Origin of the sequence: Methylobacterium oryzisoli (assembly GCF_046557895.1) — a bacterium.
Classification (GTDB): domain Bacteria; phylum Pseudomonadota; class Alphaproteobacteria; order Rhizobiales; family Beijerinckiaceae; genus Methylobacterium; species Methylobacterium oryzisoli.
Window position 1 is genome coordinate 459,713 of the sequence record NZ_JBKIBX010000001.1, and the last position, 26,182, is coordinate 485,894.

26 protein-coding genes, 1 tRNA gene and 2 pseudogenes are annotated in these 26,182 nt (G+C 68.2%); 19 read left to right on the plus strand and 10 right to left on the minus strand.

From position 1 onward, the window contains the following. Nucleotides 1–105: 105 nt before the first annotated feature. The 4 genes from rimM to ACKUB9_RS02270 form a co-directional block, all read right to left on the minus strand. Nucleotides 106–762: a ribosome maturation factor RimM gene (gene rimM, locus ACKUB9_RS02255; protein WP_407519035.1), complete on the minus strand. Its 657-nt coding sequence runs from the start codon at nucleotides 760–762 to the stop codon at nucleotides 106–108. A gap of 4 nt (nucleotides 763–766) precedes the next feature. Beyond that, the gene (rpsP, locus tag ACKUB9_RS02260) at nucleotides 767–1,126 is read right to left on the minus strand and encodes a 30S ribosomal protein S16 (protein WP_407519036.1); all 360 of its coding nucleotides are present in this window, start codon (nucleotides 1,124–1,126) and stop codon (nucleotides 767–769) included. Nucleotides 1,127–1,255: 129 nt separating this feature from the next. Next, on the minus strand, nucleotides 1,256–2,821 hold the full coding sequence (gene ffh, locus ACKUB9_RS02265; RefSeq protein WP_407519038.1) for a signal recognition particle protein: 1,566 nt from the start codon (nucleotides 2,819–2,821) through the stop codon (nucleotides 1,256–1,258). Between the two features lie 15 nt (nucleotides 2,822–2,836). Then, on the minus strand, nucleotides 2,837–3,058 hold the full coding sequence (locus ACKUB9_RS02270) for an eL24 family ribosomal protein (protein WP_238233118.1): 222 nt from the start codon (nucleotides 3,056–3,058) through the stop codon (nucleotides 2,837–2,839). Between the two features lie 253 nt (nucleotides 3,059–3,311). Here ACKUB9_RS02270 and ACKUB9_RS02275 point away from each other — a divergent pair, with 253 nt between their 5' ends. The 14 genes and pseudogenes from ACKUB9_RS02275 to ACKUB9_RS02340 form a co-directional block, all read left to right on the plus strand. Further along, nucleotides 3,312–3,881, plus strand: coding sequence for a hypothetical protein (locus tag ACKUB9_RS02275; RefSeq protein ID WP_407519040.1), 570 nt, complete (start codon nucleotides 3,312–3,314; stop codon nucleotides 3,879–3,881). Between the two features lie 176 nt (nucleotides 3,882–4,057). Further along, a complete protein-coding gene (locus ACKUB9_RS02280) occupies nucleotides 4,058–5,920 on the plus strand; it encodes a M3 family oligoendopeptidase (RefSeq protein ID WP_407519041.1) in 1,863 nt (620 codons plus the stop codon). A gap of 439 nt (nucleotides 5,921–6,359) precedes the next feature. Beyond that, nucleotides 6,360–6,671 (plus strand): metal-sensitive transcriptional regulator, encoded by a 312-nt coding sequence (locus ACKUB9_RS02285; RefSeq protein WP_407519043.1) that lies wholly within the window; start codon nucleotides 6,360–6,362, stop codon nucleotides 6,669–6,671. A gap of 151 nt (nucleotides 6,672–6,822) precedes the next feature. Then, complete coding sequence (locus ACKUB9_RS02290; RefSeq protein ID WP_407519044.1) at nucleotides 6,823–8,190, plus strand: ABC1 kinase family protein; 1,368 nt, start codon at nucleotides 6,823–6,825, stop codon at nucleotides 8,188–8,190. A gap of 128 nt (nucleotides 8,191–8,318) precedes the next feature. After that, entirely contained in the window at nucleotides 8,319–8,612 is a 294-nt protein-coding gene (locus ACKUB9_RS02295; RefSeq protein ID WP_407519046.1) for an aa3-type cytochrome c oxidase subunit IV, read from the plus strand. A 223-nt stretch (nucleotides 8,613–8,835) separates the two neighbouring features. Then, complete coding sequence (locus ACKUB9_RS02300; protein WP_407519048.1) at nucleotides 8,836–9,975, plus strand: Re/Si-specific NAD(P)(+) transhydrogenase subunit alpha; 1,140 nt, start codon at nucleotides 8,836–8,838, stop codon at nucleotides 9,973–9,975. Nucleotides 9,976–10,008: 33 nt separating this feature from the next. Further along, nucleotides 10,009–10,458, plus strand: coding sequence for a proton-translocating transhydrogenase family protein (locus ACKUB9_RS02305; protein ID WP_407519050.1), 450 nt, complete (start codon nucleotides 10,009–10,011; stop codon nucleotides 10,456–10,458). 4 nt (nucleotides 10,459–10,462) lie between these two features. Further along, entirely contained in the window at nucleotides 10,463–11,860 is a 1,398-nt protein-coding gene (locus ACKUB9_RS02310; RefSeq protein WP_407519052.1) for an NAD(P)(+) transhydrogenase (Re/Si-specific) subunit beta, read from the plus strand. Nucleotides 11,861–11,983: 123 nt separating this feature from the next. After that, nucleotides 11,984–13,771, plus strand: coding sequence for a single-stranded-DNA-specific exonuclease RecJ (gene recJ, locus ACKUB9_RS02315; RefSeq protein WP_407519054.1), 1,788 nt, complete (start codon nucleotides 11,984–11,986; stop codon nucleotides 13,769–13,771). Between the two features lie 101 nt (nucleotides 13,772–13,872). After that, nucleotides 13,873–13,957 (plus strand) — tRNA-Tyr (locus tag ACKUB9_RS02320). Nucleotides 13,958–14,671: 714 nt separating this feature from the next. After that, the gene (locus tag ACKUB9_RS02325; protein ID WP_407519055.1) at nucleotides 14,672–14,893 is read left to right on the plus strand and encodes a DUF3489 domain-containing protein; all 222 of its coding nucleotides are present in this window, start codon (nucleotides 14,672–14,674) and stop codon (nucleotides 14,891–14,893) included. Nucleotides 14,894–14,910: 17 nt separating this feature from the next. Next, nucleotides 14,911–15,441 (plus strand): DUF2924 domain-containing protein, encoded by a 531-nt coding sequence (locus ACKUB9_RS02330; RefSeq protein ID WP_407519057.1) that lies wholly within the window; start codon nucleotides 14,911–14,913, stop codon nucleotides 15,439–15,441. Further along, nucleotides 15,438–16,985: a recombinase family protein gene (locus ACKUB9_RS02335; protein WP_407519059.1), complete on the plus strand. Its 1,548-nt coding sequence runs from the start codon at nucleotides 15,438–15,440 to the stop codon at nucleotides 16,983–16,985. Before ACKUB9_RS02330 ends, ACKUB9_RS02335 begins: the two co-directional genes overlap by 4 nt. A gap of 51 nt (nucleotides 16,986–17,036) precedes the next feature. Next, nucleotides 17,037–17,249, plus strand: a pseudogene (locus ACKUB9_RS02340) (transposase); the annotation flags it as partial. Nucleotides 17,250–17,260: 11 nt separating this feature from the next. Here ACKUB9_RS02340 and ACKUB9_RS02345 read toward each other — a convergent pair. The 3 genes from ACKUB9_RS02345 to ACKUB9_RS02355 all read right to left on the minus strand — a co-directional run bounded on the left by ACKUB9_RS02345 (nucleotide 17,261) and on the right by ACKUB9_RS02355 (nucleotide 18,808). After that, nucleotides 17,261–18,019, minus strand: a complete 759-nt coding sequence (locus ACKUB9_RS02345; protein WP_407519110.1) for an AEC family transporter — start codon at nucleotides 18,017–18,019, stop codon at nucleotides 17,261–17,263. 91 nt (nucleotides 18,020–18,110) lie between these two features. Continuing rightward, nucleotides 18,111–18,329: a hypothetical protein gene (locus ACKUB9_RS02350; RefSeq protein ID WP_407519061.1), complete on the minus strand. Its 219-nt coding sequence runs from the start codon at nucleotides 18,327–18,329 to the stop codon at nucleotides 18,111–18,113. Nucleotides 18,330–18,535: 206 nt separating this feature from the next. Next, a complete protein-coding gene (locus ACKUB9_RS02355; protein ID WP_407519063.1) occupies nucleotides 18,536–18,808 on the minus strand; it encodes a hypothetical protein in 273 nt (90 codons plus the stop codon). Nucleotides 18,809–19,383: 575 nt separating this feature from the next. On the opposite strand from ACKUB9_RS02355, the pseudogene ACKUB9_RS02360 reads away from it, so the two are divergent. Together ACKUB9_RS02360 and ACKUB9_RS02365 are read left to right on the plus strand one after the other, a co-directional pair. Next, nucleotides 19,384–19,506 (plus strand): annotated as a pseudogene (locus ACKUB9_RS02360) (ATP-binding protein); the annotation flags it as partial. A 598-nt stretch (nucleotides 19,507–20,104) separates the two neighbouring features. After that, nucleotides 20,105–20,515 carry a hypothetical protein gene (locus ACKUB9_RS02365; RefSeq protein WP_407519064.1) on the plus strand — a complete coding sequence of 137 codons (411 nt, stop codon included), beginning with the start codon at nucleotides 20,105–20,107 and terminating at the stop codon, nucleotides 20,513–20,515. A 57-nt stretch (nucleotides 20,516–20,572) separates the two neighbouring features. Here the strand turns inward: ACKUB9_RS02365 and ACKUB9_RS02370 are convergent, their stop codons facing one another. The 3 genes from ACKUB9_RS02370 to ACKUB9_RS02380 all read right to left on the minus strand — a co-directional run bounded on the left by ACKUB9_RS02370 (nucleotide 20,573) and on the right by ACKUB9_RS02380 (nucleotide 21,635). Further along, entirely contained in the window at nucleotides 20,573–21,007 is a 435-nt protein-coding gene (locus ACKUB9_RS02370) for a hypothetical protein (protein ID WP_407519112.1), read from the minus strand. A gap of 7 nt (nucleotides 21,008–21,014) precedes the next feature. Continuing rightward, a complete protein-coding gene (locus tag ACKUB9_RS02375) occupies nucleotides 21,015–21,119 on the minus strand; it encodes a DUF6481 family protein (protein WP_407519114.1) in 105 nt (34 codons plus the stop codon). A gap of 306 nt (nucleotides 21,120–21,425) precedes the next feature. Next, the gene (locus ACKUB9_RS02380) at nucleotides 21,426–21,635 is read right to left on the minus strand and encodes a cold-shock protein (RefSeq protein ID WP_407519066.1); all 210 of its coding nucleotides are present in this window, start codon (nucleotides 21,633–21,635) and stop codon (nucleotides 21,426–21,428) included. 354 nt (nucleotides 21,636–21,989) lie between these two features. Between ACKUB9_RS02380 and ACKUB9_RS02385 the strand changes: the two genes are divergently transcribed. The 3 genes from ACKUB9_RS02385 to ACKUB9_RS02395 all read left to right on the plus strand — a co-directional run bounded on the left by ACKUB9_RS02385 (nucleotide 21,990) and on the right by ACKUB9_RS02395 (nucleotide 25,100). Continuing rightward, a complete protein-coding gene (locus ACKUB9_RS02385; protein ID WP_407519067.1) occupies nucleotides 21,990–22,853 on the plus strand; it encodes a transglutaminase family protein in 864 nt (287 codons plus the stop codon). Between the two features lie 935 nt (nucleotides 22,854–23,788). Beyond that, nucleotides 23,789–23,926, plus strand: coding sequence for a hypothetical protein (locus tag ACKUB9_RS02390; RefSeq protein ID WP_407519068.1), 138 nt, complete (start codon nucleotides 23,789–23,791; stop codon nucleotides 23,924–23,926). A gap of 775 nt (nucleotides 23,927–24,701) precedes the next feature. Further along, the gene (locus ACKUB9_RS02395; RefSeq protein WP_407519070.1) at nucleotides 24,702–25,100 is read left to right on the plus strand and encodes a response regulator; all 399 of its coding nucleotides are present in this window, start codon (nucleotides 24,702–24,704) and stop codon (nucleotides 25,098–25,100) included. The last annotated feature ends 1,082 nt before the right edge of the window (nucleotides 25,101–26,182 follow it).

Consider the following 26,182-nt stretch of genomic DNA (forward strand, 5'->3'; position numbering starts at 1 on the left):
AGCAGGAACCGAGCGCGGTGCTATCGGATCCTGCTCTAGGTCTTTGATATTGACGCATTGTCTTCGACGAGGCGGTGGCCGCTTCGTCGGAGAGTGCTCCAGGCCTCACGCCTCCTCGGCGGGCGGGGGGCCGGCCGGGGCGAAGAGGTCGTCGGGCGGTGCGACCGTGACCGTCCGCGCCGCGAGGTCGATCGCCGGCACGAAGGCCCGGGTGAAGGGGAGGAGCGCCGTGGCGCCGCCGCTCGCGGGCGCGATCTCCAGGAGGTCGCCGCCGCCGTAATTCGGCACCGCCCGCACCGTGCCGAGGGCCGCCCCGGCCGCGTCGACCACCGCGAGGCCGACGAGGTCGGCCGCGAAGAACTCGTCCTCCTCCGCGGGCAGGCCGAGCCGGTCGCGCGGGACGTAGAGCGCGAGGCGGTTCAGGGCCTCGGCGGCGGTCCGGCCGGCGACGCCCGCCACGCGGGCGATCAGGATGTCGGGGGCGCCCGAGGTCGGGCGCAGAGAGGTGATCTCGACCGTGCGGCCGTCCGCTCCGCGCAACGCACCGTAGGTCGCGATCGCCGCTGGATCGGCGGTGTAGGATTTCAGCCGCACCTCGCCCGAAAGCCCGTGCGCGCGGCCGAACTCGCCGAGCAGCACGTGATCGGGGTCCCGGGCGATCTCCGGCGCCGCGGGCGGCGCCGGAGATCGCGGAGCAGGGGCCGGTCCCGGCCGCACCCCGGAGGGGCGACGGGCTCCCGGGGGAGGGGACCGGCGCGCCATCGTGCTACGCCGCGGCGTCCTCGCCGGCGCCGGCCTTCTCGGCGCGGGCGGCGGCGCGCTCCTTGGCCTTGGTGCCGGGCTCCGCCTTCTTGGGGTTGTTGCGGGTCGGGCGCTGGGCGAGGCCGGCGGCGTCGAGGAAGCGCAGGACGCGGTCGGTGGGCTGGGCGCCCTTGGCGAGCCACGCCTGGATCTTCTCGGTCTCCAGCGACACGCGGGCCGGATCATCCTTCGGCTTCATCGGGTCGTAGACGCCGACCTTCTCGATGAAGCGGCCGTCGCGCGGCGCGCGGGAATCGGCCACGACGATGCGGTAGTAGGGGCGCTTCTTGGCGCCGCCGCGGGTGAGACGGATCTTCAGGGACACGAAACTCTCCTTGTTGTGTGTGAGGGCGAACAGGCAGTAGCGAATAGCGAATAGAAGGGCCTGACGACGTTGAGCGGCCGTCCCTTCCGGCTGAACCGAACTATTCGCTATTCGCTACTCCCTATCCGCCTACTTCTTCTTCCCGAACGGCATTCCGCCGAGCCCCGGAAGACCGGGCATCTTTCCGCCGCCGAGGCCCGGCAGGCCGGGCATCTTGCCCGGGGCGCCGAGGTTCGGCGGCATCGGCGGCAGCTTGCCGCCGAACTGTTTCTCCAGCGCGGCGATCTGCTCCGGCGTCGGCTCCGGCATGCCGCCGCCCATCATCTTGCCCATCTGGCCGAGACCGCCCCCGCCGAGCCCGAACATGTTGCCGAGCGCCTGGCCGATGCCGCGCTTGCCCGAGCCCATCGCCTTCATCATGTCGGCCATGGTGCGGTGCATCTTGAGGAGCTTGTTGATCTCCGAGACGTCGACGCCCGAGCCCTTGGCGATGCGCTTCTTGCGCGAGGCCTTGAGGATGTCGGGGTTGCGGCGCTCCTCGGCGGTCATCGAGGAGATGATCGCGCGCTGGCGCTTGAACATCTTCTCGTCGAGGTTGGCGCCCTCGACCTGCTTCTTCATCTGCGCCATGCCGGGCAGCATGCCCATCAGGCCGCCGATGCCGCCCATCTTCTCCATCTGGCCGAGCTGCATCGACAGGTCGTCGAGGTCGAACTTGCCCTTGCGCATCTTCTCGGCGACGCGCAGGGCCTGTTCTTGGTCGATGGTCTCGGCCGCCCGCTCGACCAGCGAGACGATGTCGCCCATGCCGAGGATGCGGTTGGCGACGCGGTCGGGATGGAATTCCTCCAGCGCGTCGACCTTCTCGCCGGTGCCGACGAGCTTGATCGGCTTGCCGGTCACGGCCCGCATCGAGAGCGCCGCGCCGCCGCGCGCGTCGCCGTCCATGCGGGTGAGCACGATGCCGGTGACGCCCAGGCGCTCGTCGAAGGCGCGCGCGGTGTTGACCGCGTCCTGGCCGGTGAGCGCGTCGGCGACGAGGAGCACCTCGTGGGGCTTGGTCGCCGCCTTCACGTCGGCGGCCTCCTGCATCAGCCCCTCGTCGAGGGTGATGCGGCCGGCGGTGTCGAGCATCACCACGTCGAAGCCGCCGAGCCGCGCCGCCTCCATGGCGCGCTTGGCGATCTGCACCGCGGACTGGCCGGCCACGATCGGCAGCGTCTCGACGCCGACCTGACGGCCCAGCACCGCGAGCTGCTCCATGGCGGCCGGGCGGCGCGTGTCGAGGGAGGCGAGCAGCACCCGGCGCTTGTCGCGGCTGGTGAGCCGCTTGGCGATCTTGGCGGTGGTGGTGGTCTTGCCCGAGCCCTGCAGGCCGACCATCAGGATCGGCACCGGCGAGGGGGCGTTGAGGTCGATGATCTCGGCCTGCGAGCCCAGCATCGCCACGAGCTGGTCGTTGACGATCTTCACGACCATCTGGCCGGGCGTCACCGACTTGAGCACCGTGGCGCCGACCGCCTGCTCGCGCACCTTCTCGGTGAAGCCGCGCACGACTTCGAGCGCGACGTCCGCCTCCAGCAGGGCGCGGCGCACCTCGCGCAGGGCGGCGGTGACGTCGGCCTCCGTCAGCGCGCCGCGGCGGGTGAGCCCGGAGAGGATGCCGGAGAGACGGTCCGAGAGGCCTTCGAACATGGGGCGTCCTTTGCGCTACTCGTCGTTGCCGGCGCGCGCGGCGCGGCGCGCCTGGAGCGCGCCCTCGAACTGGCGCAACGCGGTCTCGAACTTGTCGCGGCAGCCCGGATTGCAGAACCCGACCACGGCGCCGTTGTAGAGCGTCAGCGAATCGGCGGCGATCGGCTTGCCCGACCAGGGGCAGACCTCGTTCACCGCGTCCTCGATGCGCAACGGCGCCTCTCTCGTGTCGTTCATCCGCTCGCTCGCCTGGAGCCGGCCTCGCGCCCAACGCGATTCGCGCCCGAGGGCGCGTCGCGCTGTCGGGCGTTGGCCTCCGGCCTCGCGGGTCCGGTCGGCGGATCGGGTCGAGACGAGAACTCGTCTGGGAGCGGCCGGGCTAGAGGGGTTTGGCTTGAAAGTCAACGCGGGATGACCCGCGGCGCGCGGCGTTTACCGGGTCTTAACCATGGCGCGTCTTTGCTGCGCGTCACGATTCAGGAGGCCCGGCGTGTCCGAACCCGCTTTCCAGACCCAGAGCCACGCGGACCGTCAGGCGGATCGCCACTCGGATCGCCATTCGGATCGCCATGTGGCCGGGCCCTTGCGCGACTGGCTCGCCACCCTCTCCCGGATCGAGGCCGCTGACCAGGGACGCGGCGCCCCTGCCGACCAGGGGCGCGGGGCCCCTGCCGACCAGGGGCGCGGGGCCTCCGCCGATCCGGGGCGCGGTGCACCCAAGCCGGTCCAGGCCGCCGGGCCGAAGCCCGCCGAGCCCCGCCGCGCGGCCGAGCCGCAGGGCGGCTGGGAGCCCCGCCTCGTCCCGCCCGCGCCGCCCGAGGCCAAGGCCGAGGACGAGGACGTCGCGGCGCTGATGGCCGAGAACATGGTGCTCAAGGCGCGGCTCAAGGTCGAGGCCGAGCGCCACGAGGAGCTGCAGGCGATCGTCGCCCAGGAGCTGCGCGCGTTGCGCAGCCACGTCCAGGCCGAGGTCGACCGGATGGAGGAGCTGCGGGCCGAGCGCGACCTCTGGATGGCCCGCGCCGAGGCGCTGGCGATGCCCCTGTTCCAGAAACGCTGAGGCGCGCGCGGGCGGACGGGGCCGGGCGCCGCGGCGCGCCCGCCGCTCACTCGATTGGGAAAGCCGGATCGGTTGATCGCGGGCGCAGCTGTGCCGATATGGGGGCGGCCTGCCGCAGCGGTCGATCGACAGAGGACTCCCAGCCCATGAAGACCCGGCCCATCACGACCTGGTCCATGACGACTTGGTCCGTGACGCATGCCGCCGTGCCGTCGGATGCCTCGCAGAGCGCCGCCCAGGCCACGGCCCGCGCCGTCGATCTCGGGCCGCTGCCGGAATGGGATCTTTCCGACCTCTATGCCGGTCTCGACGACCCGGCCTTCGCCCGCGACCTCGCGGCGGCCGAGACCGAGTGCCGGAGCTTCGCCGAGACCTATCGCGGCCGCATCGCCGCGATCGCCGCGGGCGAGGGCGCCTCGGAGGCGCTCGGCACCGCGGTGGCCGCCTACGAGGCGATCGAGGACCGGATGGGGCGGCTGATGTCCTATGCCGGGCTCGTCTACTCGGGCGACACCACCGACCCGGCCCGCGCCAAGTTCTACGGCGACACCCAGGAGCGGCTGACCGACGCGTCGAGCGACCTGCTGTTCTTCACCCTCGAACTCAACCGCGTGGACGATGCGGTCATCGACGCGGCGACCGCGAACCCGCCGCTCGCCCGCTACCGGCCGTGGCTGGAGGACATCCGGCGCGAAAAGCCCCACCAGCTCAGCGACGAGGCCGAGAAACTCCTCCTCGAAAAGTCCGTCACCGGGCGCGCGGCCTGGAACCGCCTCTTCGACGAGACCATCGCTTCCCTGCGCTTTCCGCTGCGCGGCGAGGACCTGACGCTGGAGCCCACGCTCAACAAGCTCCAGGATACCGACGAGAGCGTGCGCCGCGACGCCGCGGAGGCGCTGAGCGGCGTCTTCCGGGCGAACCTGCGGGTGTTCACGCTCATCACCAACACGCTGGCCAAGGACAAGGAGATCTCCGACCGCTGGCGCCGCTTCGCGGACGTGGCGGATGCCCGCCACCTCGCCAACCGGGTCGAGCCCGAGGTGGTGGCGGCGCTGGTCGAGGCGGTGACGGCCGCCTATCCGCGCCTGTCGCACCGCTACTACCGCCTCAAGGCGCGCTGGTTCGGGCGCGAGACCCTGGCCTACTGGGACCGCAACGCGCCGCTCCCCCGGGTCGAGCAGCGCACCATCCCGTGGGCGGAGGCGCGCGAGACGGTGCTCTCGGCCTACACGGCCTTCTCGCCCCGGATGGCGGAGATCGCCCGCGGCTTCTTCGACGGCGGCTGGATCGACGCGCCCGTGCGCCCCGGCAAGGCGCCGGGCGCCTTCGCGCATCCCACCGTGCCCTCAGCCCACCCCTACGTGCTGGTGAACTACCAGGGCAAGCCGCGCGACGTGATGACCCTCGCCCACGAACTCGGGCACGGGGTGCATCAGGTGCTCGCCGCCGGCAACGGCGCCCTGATGGCCCCGACCCCGCTGACGCTCGCCGAGACGGCGAGCGTGTTCGGCGAGATGCTGACCTTCCGCCGCGTCCTCGACGCCACCCGGGACCCCGGCCAGCGCCGGGCGCTCCTCGCCGCCAAGGTTGAGGACATGATCAACACGGTGGTGCGCCAGATCGCGTTCTACGCCTTCGAGCGCAAGGTGCACCTCGCCCGCCGCGAGGGCGAACTCACCGCCGAGCAGATCTGCGCCCTGTGGATGTCCGTGCAGGCCGAGAGTCTCGGCCCGGCGATCCGGCTCGATGCCGGCTACGAGCCGTTCTGGGCCTACATCCCGCACTTCATCCACTCGCCGTTCTACGTCTACGCCTACGCGTTCGGCGACTGCCTCGTGAACTCGCTCTACGGCGTCTACCGGACCGCCGAGGAGGGCTTCGTCGAGCGCTACTTCGCCCTGCTGTCGGCCGGCGGCACCAAGCCCTACGGCGAACTCCTGGCGCCGTTCGGGCTCGATGCCCGCGACCCGGCCTTCTGGCAGATCGGCCTGTCGATGATCGAGGGCATGATCGCGGAACTCGAAGCGATGGACGCCTGAGGAGGCACGCGCCCCTTGATTCCGCTGCGGGTACAGGTACCTTGCACTAGTATAAGTTCGGAAAACCGGTGCTGCCCCTCAGCACCGTCCCGCGGATCGGCCGGCGGCCGATGATGTTCGCGAGATGCCGGACGCGCCGAGTCGGCTCCGCCGCACGCAGACGGCGCGGTGGATCGGCGGGATGAACGGGGCGGCGGGGCGGGCGGGCGCAGCAGGGAGCCCGGGGATCATGCCGGGAACGGCCCGGATTCTGTCGCCGCACGGGCACGGGTGTTGAAATACTTGAGCGGGCGATCGTTTCGGTCTTGACCGATTGCACGGAGATATCCGATCGCTGATGCTGCCGTAGAGACAGAACGGCGGTCGTCCCTGGAAACCCGCCTCGGTCGCGCCGCGTCGCGTCATGTGCGAGCCGAAGGACGACCGGGAACGGAAGGTTATGGATTACACCTACCAGGATGGGCGTCTCCAGATCCGACGCAATGACGACGAGAAGCGTCCGGTCCTGCAGCGTCTGAAGCGCATCGAAGGTCAGGTGCGGGGCCTCCAGGCGATGGTCCAGGAGGATCGCTACTGCCTCGACGAGGTGCAGCAGATGAACGCCATCACGGCCGCGGTGCGCGAGGCGGCCCTGCAGCTCATCAGCGAGCATCTCGACGCCTCCGTGAACTACGCGGTGCGCAGCAACGACCAGGACGGCGCCGTCGAGGAGATGATCCGGGTGCTGCGGGCGGCCCTGCGCCAGTCCTGAGCCAGCCTCGCGGGGGCGGGTCTTCGGCCTCCGTGCTGGGGCCCGGTGCCGGACGCCGCTGATTCGCCGCACGCCGGGGCGGACCCCGGGACCTAGCAGGACCGGTCCGCCGGCATATCTACGGGACTGACCGTCCTCTCACGAGTCCCGCATGCCCGCCTCCGACAGCGAAGCCAACCGATTCTCCGCGCGCGCCGCCCGCTACGCCCGGGTCGGCGCCAACATGGGCGGGGTCGCGGCGCGGATGGCGGGGGCGCGCTTCCTCGGCCTGAAGGGCGAGGACCTGTCGAACGCCGCGGCCCTCGCCCAGGCGCTCGGCGGCCTCAAGGGGCCGATCATGAAGGTGGCGCAGCTCCTCGCCACCGTGCCGGACCTGCTACCGCCCGAATACGCCCAGGAGCTGCAGAAGCTGCAATCCGAGGCGCCGCCGATGGGTGCCGCCTTCGTGAAGCGGCGCATGGCGGCGGAACTCGGCCCCGACTGGCAGGGCCGCTTCGGCCAGTTCGACCTCAAGCCCTCGGCCGCGGCCTCGCTCGGGCAGGTGCACCGCGCCACGACGCGCGACGGCCAGCCGCTGGCCTGCAAGCTGCAGTACCCCGACATGCAATCCGCCGTGGAGGCGGACCTCAAGCAGCTCGAACTCGCCTTCGCGCTCCACCGCCGCATGCGGGTGGCCATCGACACCCGCGAGATCGCCAAGGAGATCGGCGACCGGGTGCGCGAGGAACTCGACTACCTGCGCGAGGCCAAGCACGCGGTGCTCTACGGCGAGGTCCTGGGGGGCATCCCGACCGTGCGGGTGCCGGCGGTGCACGCCGATCTCACGACCAAGCGCCTCCTCACCCTGACCTGGCTCGACGGGGAAAAGATCCTTACCCACGCCCAGGCGCCGCTGGAGATCCGCAACCGCCTCGCCCACGCCATGTTCAAGGCGTGGTGGCATCCCTTCAGCCGCGCCGCGGTCATCCACGGCGATCCGCACCTGGGCAACTACACGGTCTTCTCCGAGGACGGCGAGCCGCAGGGCATCAACCTCCTCGATTACGGCTGCATCCGCATCTTCCACCCGCGCTTCGTCGGCGGCGTGGTCGACCTCTACAAGGGGCTGCTCCACGGCGACCAGCAGCGGATCGTCCACGCCTACGAGAGCTGGGGCTTCCGCCGCCTCAACCGCGAGCTCATCGACATCCTCAACATCTGGGCGCGGTTCATCTACGGGCCGCTCCTGGAGGACCGCGTCCGCACGGTGGCGGACGGGGTCAAGCCCGGCGAGTACGGGCGGCGCCAGGCCTTCGAGGTGCACCGCGCCCTCAAGGAGCGCGGCCCCGTCACCGTGCCGCGGGAATTCGTGTTCATGGACCGGGCGGCGGTGGGCCTCGGCGCGGTCTTCCTGCACCTGCGCTCGGAACTCAACTACCACCGGCTGTTCGAGGCCGAGATCGACCGCTTCTCCCTCGACGACCTCGCGGCCCGCCAGGGCCGGGCGCTCGCCGCCGCCGGCCTACCGGCCCCGGCCTGACCGCGGGGGCGCGCGGATGAAGAGACCTTCGCCTAATGGCGGGGCCGCTCGCCGCCGCGGCGCATTGCCCCCCTCCCGGCCATGCGCTAAAGCCGGGCCAAACTGCACAAGAACCGGGGCCCTCCAGCATGGCTGACACGAACCACGCCTCCTCCGACCTTTACAGCCCCGCGATGGACGGCGCCACGCACGAGGCGACCTATCGCGGCTTCGTGCGGTTCGTCGAGATCGCCACCACGGTCGTGATCTGCTGGGTCCTGGCGCTCGCGGTCGGCGGCGTGCGCGAGGCGTGGATCACCGCGATCGTCGGGGTGCTGCTGTCGAGCATCGCGGGCGCGGCCGGGGCGCTGATCCCCTCGCTCGGCTGGCGTGCCCCGGCCGCGATCGCCGTGCTGCTGGCCATCCTGCTCGCGATCTACTGACGCTGCGGAACATTTTTGGTCCAGAACGGGTCGCCGCCCCGGCCGGGCGGTGGCCCGTTTCGCGTTCGCCGCTCTGGAAAGCGGCAGAAGCGCGGCCTTTCAATGACGGGAAAAATACACTAGAGCCGGATCCAGGGGGGAATCGGCTCGACGGTCGCGTGGGTTTCCTCTCGGTGCCGGCTTTCCGGCGGCCGCTCTTCACGTGTGACCGAAGGATGGATGGATGCGGATCGCGGTGCTATCCGAGACCGATCCGGCGGAGCCGCGCGTCGCGGCGATCCCCGAGACGGTGAAGAAGTATCTGGCGCTGGGGGCGGAGGTCGCGGTCCAGGCGGGGGCCGGCGCGAAGGCCGGGGTGCCCGACGGCGAGTTCGAGGCGATGGGCGCCACCATCGCGCCGGACGCCGCCAGCGCTGCCAAGGACGCCGACGTGGTGCTGCGGGTGCGCCGCCCCGGCGGCGACGAGCTGCAGGCCCTCAAGCGCGGCGCCGTCGTGATCGGCATCATGGATCCGTACGGCCACGAGGCCGAGGTGAAGGCGCTCGCCGATGCGGGCGTGGCCGCCATGGCCATGGAGCTGATGCCCCGCATCACCCGCGCGCAGGTGATGGACGTGCTCTCCAGCCAGGCCAACCTCGCGGGCTACCGCGCCGTCGTGGACGGCGCCGCCGTCTACGGTCGGGCGCTGCCCATGATGATGACCGCCGCCGGCACCGTGCCGGCCGCCCGCATCTTCGTGATGGGCGCGGGCGTGGCGGGCCTCCAGGCCATCGCCACCGCGCGCCGCATGGGCGCGGTCGTGACCGCCACCGACGTGCGCCCCGCCGCCAAGGAGCAGGTGGAATCGCTGGGCGCCAAGTTCGTCGCCGTCGAGGACGAGGAGTTCAAGCAGGCCGAGACCGCGGGCGGCTACGCCAAGGAGATGTCGGCCGAGTACCGCAAGAAGCAGGCGGAGCTGGTGGCGAGCCACATCGCCAAGCAGGACATCGTCATCACCACGGCGCTGATCCCCGGCCGCCCGGCCCCGAAGCTCGTCACCGCCGACATGGTCGCGGCGATGCGGCCGGGCTCGGTGCTGGTCGATCTCGCGGTGGAGCGGGGCGGCAACGTCGAGGGGGCCAAGGCCGACGAGGTGGTCGAGACGGCGAACGGCGTGAAGATCGTCGCCTACGCCAACGTGCCGGGGCGCCTCGCCGCGACCTCGTCGAGCCTCTACGCGCGCAACCTCTACGCCTTCGTGGAGACCCTGGTCGACAAGGCCTCGAAGAGCCTCGCGGTGAAGTGGGACGACGAGCTCGTCAAGGCGACCTGCCTGACCCGCGACGGCGCCGTCATCCACCCGAACTTCCAGCCCAAGGCCTGAGCCGCCCCTGCCCGGAGCCTCGCGGAGACATTCATGGCTACGCTTCCCCCAGATCAGGCGGCCGAGCAGGCGCGGGCCGCCGCCGCCGCCGCCCGCACGGCGGCCGATATCGCCACCCGGGCCGCCGAGCAGGCCCAGGCCATCGCCGATGCGGCCGGCCACGGCCTCGCGGCGGCCACCCACGGCGCCGTCGACCCCACGGTCTTCCGCCTCGCCATCTTCGTGCTGGCGATCTTCGTCGGCTACTACGTGGTCTGGTCGGTGACCCCGGCCCTCCACACCCCGCTGATGTCCGTGACCAACGCGATCTCCTCGGTGATCGTGGTCGGCGCGCTGCTGGCGGTCGGCGTGCCGCTGGTCGAGAAGGGCACCGGGCTCGCCCGCTTCTTCGGCTTCATCGGCCTCGTCTTCGCCAGCGTGAACATCTTCGGCGGCTTCCTCGTCACCCAGCGCATGCTGGCCATGTACAAGAAGAAGGTCTGAGGCGATGTCGGAGAACGTCTCATCCCTTCTCTACATCGTCGCCGGCGTCCTGTTCATCATGGCGCTGCGCGGCCTCTCGCACCCGACCACCTCCCGGCAGGGCAACCTGTACGGCATGGTCGGCATGGCGGTCGCCATCCTGACGACGCTGGTCGGCCATCCGCCCGCCGGGGCGGGGGCGTGGTTCCTCGTGCTGCTCGGCCTCGGCATCGGCGGCGGCGCGGGCGCGGTGATCGCCCGGCGCGTGCCGATGACGGCGATGCCGCAGCTCGTGGCGGCCTTCCACTCGCTGGTCGGCCTCGCCGCCGTGGCGGTGGCGGCCGGCGCCCTCTACGCGCCGCAGGCCTTCGGCATCCTGGAACGCGGCCACATCCACAAGCAGTCGCTGTTCGAGATGGCGCTCGGCGTCGCCATCGGCGCCATCACCTTCACGGGCTCGGTGATCGCGTTCCTCAAGCTCGACGGCCGCATGTCGGGCAAGCCGATCATGTTGCCCCAGCGCCACGCCATCAACATCGGCCTCGCCGTGCTGCTGGTCGTCCTGCTCGCGGTCTTCATCGGCAACGAGAGCAAGGCGGTCTTCTGGCTGATCGTGATCCTGTCCTTCGTGCTCGGCGGGCTGCTGATCATCCCGATCGGCGGCGCCGACATGCCGGTCGTGGTCTCGATGCTCAACTCCTACTCGGGCTGGGCCGCCGCGGGCATCGGCTTCACGCTGGGCAACCTCGCGCTCATCATCACGGGCGCGCTGGTCGGCTCGTCGGGCGCGATCCTGTCCTACATCATGTGCCACGCGATGAACCGCTCGTTCATCTCGGTCATCCTCGGCGGCTTCGGCGGCGACACCGCCGCGGCGGGCGGCGGGCAGGTCGAGACCCGGCCGGTCAAGCAGGGCTCGGCGGACGACGCGGCCTTCATCATGAAGAACGCCGAGAAGGTCATCATCGTGCCGGGCTACGGCATGGCGGTGGCGCAGGCCCAGCACAGCCTCCGCGAGATGGCCGACCAGCTCAAGAAGGAGGGCGTCGAGGTCAAGTACGCCATCCACCCGGTGGCGGGCCGCATGCCCGGCCACATGAACGTGCTGCTCGCCGAGGCCAACGTGCCCTACGACGAGGTGCACGAGCTGGAGGACATCAACGGCGAATTTCCGCAGGCGGACGTCGCCTTCGTGATCGGCGCCAACGACGTCACCAACCCGGCCGCCAAGACCGATCCGCAATCGCCGATCTACGGCATGCCGATCCTCGACGTGGAGCGGGCCAAGACCGTGCTGTTCATCAAGCGCGGCATGGGCTCGGGCTACGCGGGCGTGGAGAACGAGGTCTTCTTCCGCGACAACACCATGATGCTGTTCGGCGACGCCAAGAAGGTGGTCGACGAGATCGTCAAGAGCCTCTGAGCGCCGCGCGATCGCGCGGCTGACCGACGAAGCGGGGCCTCGTGCCCCGCTTCGTCGCGTCCGGCCCGGGGTGTCGCGCGGCGGCGGCAGCGCGCGGTCGGGAATCCCGCTAGGATCGCGCCCGTGACCGACCTCATCGACCTGCCGCGCCCGCTCCTCGACGTCCACCGCTCGGCTCTCGGCCGGCCCTGGCGCGAGCGCGGCGCCGAAACGCTCCAGACGGCCGCGGCCATCGCGCAGAGCCACGGCCTGCCGGAGGTGCTGGCCCGGATCCTCGCCGGGCGCGGCGTCGCGCTGCCCGACGTGCCGGGCTTCCTCGAACCGCGCCTGCGCGACCTGATGCCGGATCCGGCCGTGCTCGTGGACATGGAGGCGGCGGCCGACCGCCTCGCCCGGGCGGTGCGCGGGCGCGAGCAGGTCGCGATCTTCGGCGATTACGACGTGGACGGCGCCGCGAGCGCGGCGCTGCTGGCCGGCGTGCTGCGCGATCTCGGCGTGCCCTTCCGCCTGCACATCCCCGACCGGATCACGGAGGGCTACGGCCCGAACGTCGAGGCGGTGCGCAAGCTCGCCGAGGAGGGCGCTTCGCTCCTCGTCACGGTGGATTGCGGTACCGCCGGCCACGCCCCCCTCGAAGAGGCGGCGCGCCTCGGCCTCGACGTCGTCGTGCTCGACCATCACGGCGCGCCCGAGACCCTGCCGCCGGCCCGCGCCGTGGTGAATCCCAACCGGCTCGATGACCTCTCGGGGCTCGGCCACCTCTGCGCGGCCGGCGTGGTCTTCCTCACGCTGGTCGCCCTCAAGCGCCGCCTGCGCCGGGACGGCGTCGCGATGTCCGACCTGATGGCGGGCCTCGACCTCGTGGCGCTCGCCACCGTGGCCGACGTGGTGCCGCTCACCGGCCTCAACCGCGCCTTCGTGCGCCAGGGACTCGCGGTGATGCGGGGGCGCGGGCGGATCGGACTCGCCGCCCTCCTCGACGCGGCGAGCCTCGCGGAGGCGCCGCAGGCGTGGCATCTCGGCTTCCTGGTCGGCCCGCGCATCAACGCGGGCGGGCGGATCGGGGACGCCACGCTCGGCAGCCGCCTCCTGCTCAGCCGGGACCCGATCGAGGCGGCCGGCATCGCGGCCCAGCTCGATGCCCTCAACCGCGAGCGGCAGGCCATCGAGGCCGCCGCCGTGGCGGAGGCCGAGGCGCTGACGGCCCTGCGCCTCGACCGCGATCCGGATCAGCCCGTCATCGTCGCGAGCAGTCCCGACTGGCACCCCGGCGTGGTCGGGCTGATCGCCGCCCGCCTCAAGGAGCGGTTCGGCCGCCCGGCCTTCGCCTTCGCGCTGCGCCAGGACGGCACCGCCACCGGATCGGGCCGCTCCATCCCGGGGGCCGATCTGGGGCGGGCGGTGCGCCGCGCCGTCGAGGCGGGCCTCGCCGCGAAGGGCGGGGGGCACGCGATGGCGGCGGGCGTGACCATCGCCTCCGTCGATCTCGACCGCTTCCGCGACGGCCTCGCCGAGGATCTCGGCCGGTCGGTGGACGATGCCCGCCTGGCGCAGGCGCTGCTGGTCGACGGTCTCCTCTCGGCCGGCGGGATGCGGCCCGATCTCGTGGCGGCCGTGGAGCGCGCCGGCCCGTTCGGCCAGGGCGCGCCCGAGCCGGTCTTCGCCCTCGCCCGCCACCGCGTCGCGGATGCCCGGGTGGTGGGCAACGGGCACGTCAAGGCGCAGCTGCGCGGGCGCGACGGCGTCGCGGTCGGCGCCATCGCGTTCCGGGCCGCGGAGGGGCCGCTCGGCCAGATGCTGCTGCGCCGGATCGGCCGCGACGTCCACGCCGCCGGCACCCTCACGCGCGACCGCTGGCGCGGCGGCGACCGGGTCGAACTGCGCCTGTGCGACGTCGCCGAGGCCGAGTGAGCCCCGGCGCGATCCGGCTTGACACCTGCCGGAGCCCTCACCATAAGACCCCGGTCTCCGCCTCCGCGCGGGGACGCCGCCGCGGTCACGGCCGCGGCCCTGGGGGAATGTCCCGAGCGGCAAAGGGGGCGGACTGTAAATCCGCTGGCTATGCCTTCGTAGGTTCGAGTCCTACTTCCCCCACCACCCACTTCCTACAGAATAGCAGTTTTCCGTCTGGCGCAGAGACCTGCGCTGGGTCAGAGACTTGGTCGATTCCAGGCCATTTTCGGCCCCTTCTCCGGGCCTTCTCTCCTCCCGCGAGACACTCATATTTCGGGCCTGTTCTCCGGCCATGCCTCAGCAGCTTCCATCAGCTCTGAAATACCCGCACGCGGAGACCGGTTCGCCTAACGGCAGAGACCGCGTTCGTGTGCTCGCCTGCTGTCCCCTGCACAGGCCCACTCGGGACTGGACTTCGGCTGCAAACGGAGCGGAACTGATCAGGCCCGAGCCGGCCACCTCAGCCGCTCGGGCCGCCTGCCACCCGCCCCGGTGAGCAGGCTCGCGGTGGTGCAGCCCCAGGCTGCCGCACCCACCGCGGAGTTTCGCATGCCCCTCTCCTCGCACCACCTCGCCCTGCTGCGCACAGCCGCGGCGCGACAGGATCACCTGCTCGCCTGCCCGGGCGAGCTCAGCCCCCGAGCCCGATAGGCGCTCGTCCGCAAGCTCTGCCGGCTCGGCTACGCCGCTGCGGTGCGCGCCACGGCGGCACAGACCTGCTGGGGCGAGGACGAGGTCGGCCCGCACGGACTGCAACTCACGCCAGAGGGGCTGCAGCTGATCGCGGCTGAAGCGTCCGACGAGAAGGTGCACCCTGCGGCTACTCCCAGGCAGCGGCGGGGTGGCACGCGGCGTCCCTTGACCAAGAAGGCCCAGCTCCTCGTCCTGCTGCAGCGACCCGAGGGCGCCACCCTTGCCCAGCTGATGGCCTCGACAGAATGGCTGGCTCACAGCACGCGCGCAGCCCTCACCCGCCTGCGTCAGGCCGGACACCTCATCATCCGCAGCACGAGCCAACACGGCGAGAGCACCTACCGCATCGCCACTGAAGCCTCGCGCTCCTCGCGCGCCCACGGCTGAGCCGAGGAGAACAGCCCATGCGTCCTTCTCCCGCTCCTGCTCCCGCCACCGCCGCTGACGAGCTCGAGCGCGAGCTCGCCCAACTGCCCAGCCTGCCGCTCGATCAGCTGCGCACTCGCTGGCGCCAACGCCTGCGCTGCGCGCCCCCGCCCCAGCTCTCGCGCGCCCTGCTCCTGCGCCTGCTGGCCTACAAGCTCCAGGCCCGCCACTACGGCGATCTCGACCCTGACACCGCGCGCCTGCTCGCCCGCGTGGCCCGCGAGCGCACCCGCCGCAAGCACAAGGTCGAAGCTGCTCCTGCCCCGACTACACCCGCGCCCCTGCCGGCACTCACCAGCTCGGGCCTGCGCCCCGGCACCCTGCTGGTGCGCGAGTTCGCCGGACAGCTGCACACCGTCACGGTCACGGCTGAGGGCTTCGTCTGGAACGAGCAGCGCTTCACCAGCCTCTCGGAGGTGGCGCGCGCCATCACCGGCACGCGCTGGAACGGCCCACGCTTCTTCGGCCTGCGCGATAAGGCTGCTTCGAGCAGGGGAGGGCAGGCGTGACCTCCGCTCCCAAGCCGCTGCGCTGCGCCATCTACACGCGCAAGTCCACCGAGGCCGGGCTGGAGCAGGCCTTCAACTCGCTCGACAACCAGCGCGAGGCGGCTGAGGCCTACATCAAGAGTCAGGCCCACGAGGGCTGGCGCCTGCTGCCCGAGAGCTACGATGATGGCGGCCACTCGGGCGGCAGTCTCGACAGACCCGCCCTGCAGCGGCTGCTCGCCGAGGTGCGGGCCGGGCGTGTGGACGTGATCGTGGTCTACAAGGTCGACCGCCTCACCCGCTCTCTGGCCGACTTCGCCAAGCTGGTCGAGCTGTTCGATGCGCACGGCGTGTCGTTTGTGTCTGTGACGCAGGCGTTCAACACCACCTCCAGCATGGGCCGGCTGACGCTGAACGTGCTGTTGAGCTTCGCGCAATTCGAGCGAGAAGTCACGGCCGAGCGCATCCGCGACAAGGTGGCGGCCTCCAAGCGCAAGGGCCTGCGCATGGGTGGCCCGGTACCGCTCGGCTACCAGGTTCGTGACAAGAAGCTGGTGGTGGACGAGGCGGAAGCCGAGCAGGTGCGGGCGCTGTTCCGCGGCTACCTGGAGCAGGGCTGCCTGAGCGCGCTGGTGGCGGACCTGCGATCACGGGGCATGGTGACCCGAGCTTCGCGTCTGAAGGACGGGCGGGTGCGGGGCGGGGTGGCGTTCGGCAAGGGGGCCCTCGGCTACCTGCTGCGCAACCGGATCTATGTCGGCGAGGTGGGGCACAAGGGGCGGCACTACCCGGGCGAGCACGCCGGGATCGTGCCGCGCGAGCTGTTCGAGGCGGTGCAGGCGCGGCTGAGCGCGCAGGCGCAGGAGCGTGTGGCGTCGCGGGTGAGCACGGGCGGGTTGCTGCGTGGGCTTTTGTACGACGCGCAGGGCAGGCGCATGGTGACGAGCACGGCCAAGAAGGGCGCGGTGCGCTATCGCTACTACGTCTCTGCGGCCGAGGCCGGGCAAGGGGCAGCCACGAAGGTGGTGCGCGTGCCTGCACCGGAGATCGAGCAGGCGGTGCTCGGGGCAATAAGTCTGGGGGATGAGCCGGTGGTTGCCGCGGCTGCAGTTGCAGCGCGGGTGAAGCGGGTGGTGGTACGGGCAGACGGCTTGGAGCTGCACGTGAGGGGCGGCCAGGAGGAAAGCGAGGCGCCGCTGGTTGTGCCCTGGTCACGTCAGCCGCGGCGGCGCCGGCGTGAGGTGATCAGGGTGGCAGGCGAAGGCCGGACTTTGTTGACGGACAAGGGGCGCGCACGTCTGGTTGAGAGAATCGCGACGGCACGGGTGTGGCTAGATGATCTGGTGAGTGGGCGGGTAGCAGACACACGGGCGCTGGCGGCCGAAGAGGGCTGCAGCGAGCGGGCGGTGCGGCAGCTGCTGAACCTGGCGTTCCTGTCACCAGCTGTGGTGCGGGCAGCGATTGCGGGAGAGGCGCAGGAAGGAAGCGGCGCGACGGCGCTGACGCATGCCCCTCTGAGCTGGCGCGAGCAAAGCTTGCCGACACATCTGCATGCTCTTGGGTGAACTCCGACGGAGGATGGATGCCATGCCTCGAAACGCTTCACGTCCGAACAGATCGCCTTTCCCCTCCGGCAGGCGGAGAACGGCAGCACGGTGGACGAGATCTGCCGGAAGATGGGCGTGTCCGAGCCGACCTTCTACCGCTGGAAGAAGCAGTTCGGCGGCATGGGGTTGCCGGAGATCCGGCGCCTGAAGCAGTTGGAGGAGGAGAACGGCAAGCTCAAGCGGCTGGTCGCCGATCTGACGCCGGATCGCTCGATGCTGCAATCAGGATTATACTACTGGCGCAAACCAATGGGAGCGACCACCGCTAAAACGTACATCCACGCGATAAGGGTTGCAATTGAGCATAAAGTGGTCATCGAGACGGTCGCCGCAACAAGCGGCTCTTCGCAACAATACTCACCCGAAAGGATATAGACCGTTTTGGCCGTCGGCACGCCTGCACAGATGGTCGCGGCAGCGGTATAGAGTGGGTCAAGCCGCATTGCGATCGAAAGTTCAAAGACAATGAGCGGCATGATCAGGAGCTTGACGATTGTCAGTGCGATTGCGCGTCCGAAATTGGCAAGTAGTCCGTTGATCGACAAGCCAAGCCCTATGGCGAAGAGAGCGCAGGCAGTCAGCGCGTCGGCAAGGATGTGGAGATAGGCGCTTATGGGCCCTGGCATCGGAGCCCCAAGCGCGGACCAAGCGATGCCGATCAGAGTTGAGAGGACCATCGGATTCAGGATTACGCGCCGGATCAGCGCGAACGCCTCAAGGCGCGAACTGCGCGGCTCGCTTGGATCGAACTCCTGAAGAATCACTGCGGCAGGAAACATCACGACAGCGACAAAAACCGTTGCGATCGCTGCCGGCAGCACGGCTCTCGGCCCATAGGTCGCCTGTAGAATCGGCAGCGCCACGAAGCCTGTGTTTGTCATCGAAGCAGCCCAACCCTGCATCGACGACCCGGCCAGGTCTCTACCTCGCTGCGTCCATACCGTTAGAAAAACTAGAGCAAAGCAAACGAGAAACCCGCCGCCGAACGCTATGAGAAACTGTCATGCAAGCAATGAGCGCGCGGGCTCTTGCGCAATCGTGACGACTAGAAGCGCTGGCATTGCGACGTAGTAGGCGAAATGCTCACTTCATCTCATCCAGCAGCCCCGGGAACCGCTCCTGCACTGGCTCGGCCACGTCCCACCACGCATGCAGCCCGAGCGGCCCAGCGGCCTCGCCCAATGCTGGCTCAAGGGCGCGTAACCGTTGGGCCACCTCGCGTCTTTCGAGAGGCGATGCCTGAAGCATCAAGGCGTAGAGTTCGACACATTCCGCAGTCAGCACTCGGGCGATGCCGCGCATCGCAGCGGCCCATTCGGCTGCATGTGTGGGTTGGTTTGGGTCAGACAAAGAGAGCCTCGCTCGTCAAGATGGTGGCGCCTCCGGCCTCTTGTTGCTCATGGGAATTCGGCATCGCGCCTCAGTTCACGTCGACACCGGCAGTGCTGCGGGAGGAGACCATGACCGGCGTCCTTGCGATCTTTGTCGCTGCCGCGAGCGCACCGCTCTCAGTGCAATGTCGGCGGCACATTCACGTCAAGATTAACGGCACCACTCAATGTCAGGATGCGTTTGAAGATCCATGCTGCTTCCTCATTGTTCCCCACCGTGGCTGGCTCGCAGATGTAGAGGCTCACGAGGTCTGCGAGTGCAGTTTGCAAGACCGCACGCTCGTCCGTTGCCATCGGACGCTGTCTGCGGGCTACCCGCAATCTCTTGGCTACTGCCGTCAAAATTACGCGGCTTGCCTCTCTGGAGGCGAATTGCTCAGCATTGTTCACCTCTGGACCTCGTCACTTGGCTGTCAGGGTTATCTGGGTGCGCGTCAGGACTTGCTTGCACGCTGCGGGATTTTGCGGCTGAACCTCTCGGAGGAGCACGTTAGATGAGCCCACCTCTCTCGATCCCCAGAAATTGCCACAAAACTTTTGATCTAATGCATTGTGAATGTTCTTATGTAATGTTCGCAACTCAGACGATTGATAATATCAACGACGGATTGAGCCATCTCGCGGTACGATGCATCGCATCCGCTCCTAAGTTCAATGGTAAATGCAGGCACAAGCGCTTTGCTATCACTGGTGTCAAATTCGACAGAAACCAAGTTATCGCCGCCTGGACGGCAGTGAATCTCGGTCAATACCAGATCCGCGATATGCGGCCACGTCATGACATTGTCGTTCACAGCGGTACCTTAGCTCAAAAACCAGGCGTGCGCTTTATTTATGGGGGCGTCAATGAGATTATTTTTCGGGTGTGTCGAATGGCCGTCGTCTCCGTTCTTGCCTGGGAGCTGAAAAACGCGCAGGTAATTCACGGGGCCGGGGAGGCCAGGTGCTGGCTCTGGCATACAAAGTCCCTCACGGCGGTGCTGACTGCTGCCATGCTCGACCGGGTGATACACCACGCCAGCGCAGTGATGATCCAAGGCAAGAGCTGCCGGCTCAAGGACAAGCGGCGCGCCGGCTTGGTGGCACGGCCGCGGGGGAGAATGCCGGCGCAGAGCAGGCGTGGGTCGGATTACAGCCGGCGATCCGCAAAGGTGGGTCCGACTTGAACCGGCGTTGACACTCAAAGCTTACCGCAACCCATATCTTCAGCGTGCTTGGGCCCGCGGCCGAGGTTTTTGGAGAGAAGGTGCACCTCCAGTTGGGTCAAACGGCACCGCCGGGCCGCCGCAACCAATGCAGATCGAATTCGAAATGCTGTCCAGGCGCTTTGTGCGGAGCTTGTCAGCAGCCTCCCGCTTCGCCGCCTCTGCCTCGAAGCTCGCTTTCCGGCGCCTCTCCTGAGCTTCCGGTGGCTCTCTCATGTCAGTTTTCGGCTGAGCGGCGGTGGCGGCTTCCGGTCCTTTCGACTGAGGCCGAGCCTCAGCGTAAGCCGCCGAAAACAATATCATAAAGCTGCCCAAGAGAAGTATTCTAGAGAGCGATCCAGCATCTATAATAATTTTCATATTGAGCCTCCAAAAAACACTGATAGCACATTTGGTGGCTGATGTATTGCCGTCTGGTTTGTGGCGGCTGCGAGACGCTGCATGTGCTGGCATGGGCCGTCAATGAGCGAGCGAGGGCGGAATGATTGGCAGTGAACGCGCACTCCTGGCAGCGCTCGCGGCGGCTGGTGGCTGGGGCGTGATTTCCGACCTGTCCGCTCGTGGTCTGCTAAGGGGCTCCGGGATGGCCTCGAACGTCATCGCCTGGGGCTGGGCTGCTTACGGCTTGATGGCGCAGGAGGTGCGGATCACAGACGTCGGTCGCAGCGCTCTGCATCGCGCGTCCACACGTGCCTCAGAGCCGGCGTGCGCTGCCGCGCGAACGGATTCCGCGTCCGCATCCCCGAAGTGCCGAGAGAACACGCTGTCGGACACGAACTCCACTCTGGTCGTGGTGCTGAGCGTCGCATTGATGCTGCCGGCCCACGCCAAAGGCCAGCAGCAAGCAGCTGAGCAAGTGGCTGAACTCAGCCGGACAATGTCACAGCCCTAAAAGGGCGCAAGTTATTCGTCGTGTCACACTTCGTTCGGATAGGGCGGGGGCGATGCCTCAGCGGGACGCAGTTGAGCAAACGTCTGATACCGCCGAGGGGGAGCCTTCGCCGGCCCTGACCTGATCGGCGCGGGTGCCAGTCGGGCCAAGCGCTGCTTGAACTCTTCGTCGGACGGACTGCGCGCTGCGCCGGTGATAAATGCTTTGATCATGGCTCGTCTCTCTTGCTGCTTGTTGACGCTTGAGCCCCCTATGTGCCTTGCGGGCAGCGTACTGGGCCTCACGAGCCACCTTCCGCTCGGCCTCACGCATCAGCTTACGGGTCACCGCCTCAGCGGCGCCGCGCATCTGCTCCACAGCTTCTTGCTCGCGCGGACGGACCTGCTCGCCCTCCAAGCGGGCGCCCACTGCTTGGCGGCGGGCCTCTCGCTCGGCGAGGCGCGCAGCACGAGCAGCGCCGATCGCCTGCCACTCAGCACAGCGGGCAGCCAGAGCTGGGTCATCCCACCGTGGGCCATTCCTGAAGGCGGACCAGCATGGCCTTACGGACTTCAGTAGCCGACTTCAGCCGGTCACTGAACTGAACCTCCTTGAACGCACTAATGGCTCACATCCGGCTCAGGCTGAGGGATCTCACGGGGCGCGAGAACCGGTCAGCGAGGTGCCAGCGTAGCTCTCGCTCCGAGTGGTACTTGTAGGTGCGGTCGATCAAATGGCTAACATCGACCCGCTCGTCGTCGAGGCACTGCCAGATTTGCTGAACCTGAAACGTCGGAATGTCGCTGCAAGTAGGCCGAGAAGTATTATCTTCGAGAAAATTGAAATTCAAGATCATGACCTAACTGGTGTTTTGCGGTGCAAGTTGAATTTGGAATGCGCGCACAGAGACGCGCATTCTCATGTCAGAGGATTACGCAGCCTTGAGGCTGCCGGCCGACTGCTTACCGCTTCGGCGATCCGTCTCCATCTCATAGGAGATTTTCTGCCCCTCAGAGAGGGAGTGCATGCCGGAACGCTCGACGGCGGAAATGTGGACGAACACATCGCTCCCGCCGTCGTCCGGCTGAATGAAACCGAAGCCCTTTTGGCCGTTGAACCACTTCACGGTGCCGATGCTCATGATCGCCTCTGTCGTTTAGCCAAGTGTGTGGATGAGCTTGGTGTGCGTTCAACACAGCCGAGCTCGAGTCATCGATAGGATTTGGAGAGAGTGTCAGAGCATGCGCCCAATTTGAGCGGGGCGAAGAGGCCCGGAGGTCCGGCCAAAGATCGATCTTCTTATTATGGGGCACCCTATCCCCGATAGCAAGGCACCCAGCTTTTATCCTAGATGCCCTGCCGCGATTTTGGGCGATGTGGATATCTGGGTACTGTCGAGAAGCTGACGGATGTAAGGGATCGGGGGCAGGAGGTGCCACTGCAGGGAAGCGTGGCCCAACGGATTGGAACTATTCCGCGCAACAAGGAGCCACCAATGGTCGACCTGCACATTCAGCACCGAACCGTCTACCGCTATCGGCACCCCGTCGCCCTCGGGCCGCATCGGCTCATGCTGCGACCTCGTGAGAGCCGCGACGTGCGCCTGGTCGCGAGCATCATGACCCTCACGCCTGATGCGACGGTGAGCTGGGCAAACGACGTGTTCGGCAATGCCGTGGCACTGGCCACATTCAGCCAGCCCTCAGATGCTCTCGTGATCGAGAGCGTCGCGCAGGTCGTTCTTTCAGCCGCAGCCTATCCGGTCTTCCCCATCGCTGCCTCCGCCGTCTCCTATCCCTTCCAGTACTCCGACGACGAGTGGGCCGACCTCGGGCTCCTGACGGCTCAGCAATACCCCGACGACGGAGGGCTGAGAACCTGGGCGCAGGGCTTCGTCGCAGGCAATCCGACCGACACTCTGTCGCTGCTGCAGGATCTGAGTGCCGGTGTAGCTCAAAACATTGTCTACTGGGCCCGGGAGGACGAAGGCACACAGTCGCCGAGCCAAACTTTGTCACTCGGTCAGGGCTCCTGCCGGGATCTCGCAACCCTGTTCGTCGAAGCCGTGCGCAGCCTCGGCTTCGGGGCGCGCATCGTTTCCGGCTACCTGCATGATCCGACCCGGAGCCTGGTAGGCTCCGCGGATGCCGGTTCGACGCACGCGTGGGCTGAGGTCTACGTGCCAGGCGCGGGCTGGATCACATTCGACCCGACCAACCGCAGCATGGGTGGTGCGAACCTGATCCCGGTCGCTGTTGCACGCGATATACGGACGGCCATGCCGGTGGCCGGCAGCTTTCTTGGCGCGCCTGACGCATTCTGGGACATGAGCGTCGAGGTCAGCGTCACCTCGCAGTAGGCGACCTCCAGCACGGCGGCGGACCGGGTGGATCGTGCAACCTCGGTGTCTCTCGCGAGCTCTCGTCCAGCCTGCTCTTCGTTGTCGCTGCTAAATGGAACGGTGGGCGTGCTTCGGATCCACCTTGCTTGGCCGTGGCAGAGGGTCGGTTGTTTACTCCCTCAGGCTTCGTGGCGCACATCTGAGCGCCAGCAGCTACTAACCAATTAGACCAGCGGCGGGTTAACGCTCAAGCTTCCCTGCAGGGCAATCTTCTGTGCGGCATATTGGCTTAGAGCTCCAGCAATCGGACCGATCACACGGATGCTGCGTTGCTGTTCCATGAGGGCGGCTGGACCCCCTGATGGACAACATTCTACAATCGCTCCCAGACCTATAATTATTTGATGGGGCTATTTACAGACATGCTCATATTTGCCTTGATAACACTAAGTGTATCTACATTATTCACAGCCTCTGTTGGAACAGCAATCGGCTTCGGCTGGCTTCAGGAGTGAGAAGGCAGCAGCTCAGCCTTGACCATAGGCATCCCTGCCAGATGGGTCGTTTAGCGCAGTCCGGCCGCTACCCGCTCGTCACCGCACCCTGAGGATCCACAGGCGCTCGGCGCGTGGATGAGCGGCGACAACGAGCGCTAGGGCACCGGCGGCGCCGGCGAGCATCACGATCAGTGCGGACATGGCGGATCTCCCTGTCGGCAGGATGCGTGAGGCTGATCGCCCAGCCCATGTGACGGCCCGCCGCGAGACAATCCGGCTCGCGCGTCAGGTCGGCCGGGTCGGATGAACTCCGGGTGCAGGTCCGTTAACCTGGATGAACTTCCCCGCCTCTACCGCGGAGGTGCCCATGGACGGCCAGCTTGCCCGCGCGGAGCGCGCTTCTCGGAGGCGCGCCGCCTGTGTGCGTGCCTGGAGGAGACGCGGCGACACACACGGGTGCTCGTCTCGAACACGGTAGCCAGCTTCGACGAGTTCCACGCCATCACCCGCAACGCAGAGGTCGTGGCCGCGGCGGCGATCCGAGAGGCCGTGGCGGCCCGTGTATCACCGGCCCAGCCCTTGGCCACGGTCTGACCGCCATCTTGGGTGAATGCTCCCACCTCCGCCGCTCGCTAGGCCGATCGCGGATCGTCATCGCGTCGGGACGCCCATACAGACCCCGTCGACCAACAAGGCGGCCGAGTACCGGCAGCGGGCCCGGGGAGCGCGCGAGCGGGTTCAGTGGCTGTCCCTCGGCGCCGCCCGCTCTCAACTCTTGGAACTGGCGCGCCAGCTCGATCTGCTGGCGGAGACCAAAGAGCGCTGGGGGACCGTGCGAACGCGGCCCTGGCGAGCCGTTCGCGCGCGCGAGGGCCGTCGGTGACGCGGCGCCTTCCATAGCACTCGTTATGCGAACGGAAGCGGAGGCCTTCGACAGTCTTCCGAAGTCCTCGCGGGCGCCTCGCGCCGGCCGTCAGACAAGGCCCAAATGATCGATCTCCGGCGGGGCCGCGCGGGCGCAGGGCTAGACTGAAATAGTCTTTCAGGCCGCGAGACCCCTGGCACGGCTTGTGCGACGGTCAGGAGGTCCTGCGCCAATCATTCACGGCGATGGGGACGGCGGGCCGGGCGGGCTTGAGAACGAACACCCGGCCCGCTTCTCCTACGGCGCGCAAGAAGACGCCGGCGCGGGGGGCCGGCCGGCGTCAAAGGGGAAGTCATCATGTGCGGCAGGACAACCGCACGTGATTAGGGCCGGTTCCTCGACGCGCGCCGGACGCTGCCTGCCTGGGCTGAGCTCCCTCTGTCCCCACTCCTAGCTTGACTTCGATGGCCTAGCGTTACGTCCTGCCCTGGCGCGGAGTGCAAGATGACGGAGATCCCGAGGCGAACGCCGTTCACCGGCAAGCGCCTGCTCGTGGTCGACGATCAGATCATCATCCGCCAGATCGTCAGCGCCATCGGAGAGAGGCTTGGCTTCGCCACCGTTGACACAGCGCAGGACGGCGACGAGGCGCTGCTGATGATGCGCAAGCGGCCCTACGACGTCGTGATCTCGGACTGGAACATGCAGCCGGTGACGGACTTTGAGCTGCTGCGCATCGTCCGGGCCGACAAGGATCTGGCCTCAACCAAGTTCCTGATCATGACGGCCCGCATGGACAAGGACGCGGTGCTGGCGGCCAAGAGCGCGGGGGCGGACGGCTACATGCTCAAGCCGTTCACGCCGCAGGCGCTGCGGGACAAAATCCTGGCGACGGTGGCTTGATACTCGGGCCGACCGGTGCGTCGCGCCGGTGGGCTGGGTGTGGGATCACCGGGAAGAGAGCCTCGAGGCCACTGGCCACGCCGCCTAGCACCGGGTCGAAGGCGCTGCCGAACTCGCGCGGGTGCAGCTGGGGCTTGATAAGGGTCATCTCGGCTTCCGGGGGCTGGGAGGGCTTCATGGCAGCAAAAAAGCCGACCGAGGCTTAGGAGACCGGTCGGCGTCCAGGCCGATGCGATTACCTGAGTTAAGCGAGGTTGATGCCTGCTAGTTCCGTGGTCCGAGGCAGGTGTGCATGCAGCGGAACGCCCGGCGGAGGGTTAGAGCCTGGCCGGGCGTTCTGGTCTCGGGGAAGTTCAACGTCTCGCTACACCGGATCAACAGGACCTAGAGCCAGGGCCTCGCCAGCCTTTCGCCGGGCCAAGCTTCCTATCCCGGGTTCAAGCCGAAGGAGTGGACGACCACCGTCAGCAACGCGCGCCGCTTCGTGGACGAGTTCGGGTCTCAGGCCGACGCGCTCGGCTGAGACACGCTCACCCTGTTCAGCGTGCATCCGAAGTCAGGCGCGATCAGCGCGGACCGGTGCGGCGTGCTGATGGCCTGCCTCTATTCGGTCCGTGAGGTGACGGCCGAGTTCCTGCGGGTGCACCTGTGGCGGTGTCAGCGGAACACGGCCCCATCTGCCAACCCTCCCTTTCTCTCGCGGTTCGGTGCCGACTGGCATAGGCTCGGCGCCGAGCGGGAGGTCACTCCGATGTCGGATCGCCGAGAACTTTACCGAAGCCCTAGCGGAGACACTTGGTACCTTGGCCGAGAGCCGCAGAATGGCAGGGCATTCATCGTCCACCAGCCCAATGGCCCCTCAGGAGGGCAGCGCAGTCACATCGAGTTGGGAGCGTTCTTGGCGGACGGTACGGGCAGGCCGGAACAGCAAGCCTTGCTCCGCCTGATCGGCACGCTCGTCGAGGTGCCTCCCTATGCCGACCGGACCTGAAAGCCAGAAGCGCCCCGCGCCTAAGCTGGGGGCTGAGAAGACGGCACCCGAGGAGCGGCACCGCCGGTTCGTANAGCCTTGCTCCGCCTGA

Bases quoted from the DNA above. Each gene is read 5' to 3' on its own strand.
- rimM (WP_407519035.1), bottom strand. From the start codon at position 762: ATGGCGCGCCGGTCCCCTCCCCCGGGAGCCCGTCGCCCCTCCGGGGTG.
- ACKUB9_RS02300 (WP_407519048.1), top strand. From the start codon at position 8,836: ATGCGGATCGCGGTGCTATCCGAGACCGATCCGGCGGAGCCGCGCGTC.
- ACKUB9_RS02285 (WP_407519043.1), top strand. From the start codon at position 6,360: ATGGATTACACCTACCAGGATGGGCGTCTCCAGATCCGACGCAATGAC.
- ACKUB9_RS02365 (WP_407519064.1), top strand. From the start codon at position 20,105: ATGATTGGCAGTGAACGCGCACTCCTGGCAGCGCTCGCGGCGGCTGGT.
- ACKUB9_RS02305 (WP_407519050.1), top strand. From the start codon at position 10,009: ATGGCTACGCTTCCCCCAGATCAGGCGGCCGAGCAGGCGCGGGCCGCC.
- ffh (WP_407519038.1), bottom strand. From the start codon at position 2,821: ATGTTCGAAGGCCTCTCGGACCGTCTCTCCGGCATCCTCTCCGGGCTC.
- ACKUB9_RS02270 (WP_238233118.1), bottom strand. From the start codon at position 3,058: ATGAACGACACGAGAGAGGCGCCGTTGCGCATCGAGGACGCGGTGAAC.
- ACKUB9_RS02350 (WP_407519061.1), bottom strand. From the start codon at position 18,329: ATGCGCGGCATCGCCCGAGTGCTGACTGCGGAATGTGTCGAACTCTAC.
- ACKUB9_RS02380 (WP_407519066.1), bottom strand. From the start codon at position 21,635: ATGAGCATCGGCACCGTGAAGTGGTTCAACGGCCAAAAGGGCTTCGGT.
- ACKUB9_RS02385 (WP_407519067.1), top strand. From the start codon at position 21,990: ATGGTCGACCTGCACATTCAGCACCGAACCGTCTACCGCTATCGGCAC.
- ACKUB9_RS02330 (WP_407519057.1), top strand. From the start codon at position 14,911: ATGCGTCCTTCTCCCGCTCCTGCTCCCGCCACCGCCGCTGACGAGCTC.
- ACKUB9_RS02280 (WP_407519041.1), top strand. From the start codon at position 4,058: ATGACGACTTGGTCCGTGACGCATGCCGCCGTGCCGTCGGATGCCTCG.
- ACKUB9_RS02395 (WP_407519070.1), top strand. From the start codon at position 24,702: ATGACGGAGATCCCGAGGCGAACGCCGTTCACCGGCAAGCGCCTGCTC.
- ACKUB9_RS02290 (WP_407519044.1), top strand. From the start codon at position 6,823: ATGCCCGCCTCCGACAGCGAAGCCAACCGATTCTCCGCGCGCGCCGCC.
- ACKUB9_RS02295 (WP_407519046.1), top strand. From the start codon at position 8,319: ATGGCTGACACGAACCACGCCTCCTCCGACCTTTACAGCCCCGCGATG.
- ACKUB9_RS02310 (WP_407519052.1), top strand. From the start codon at position 10,463: ATGTCGGAGAACGTCTCATCCCTTCTCTACATCGTCGCCGGCGTCCTG.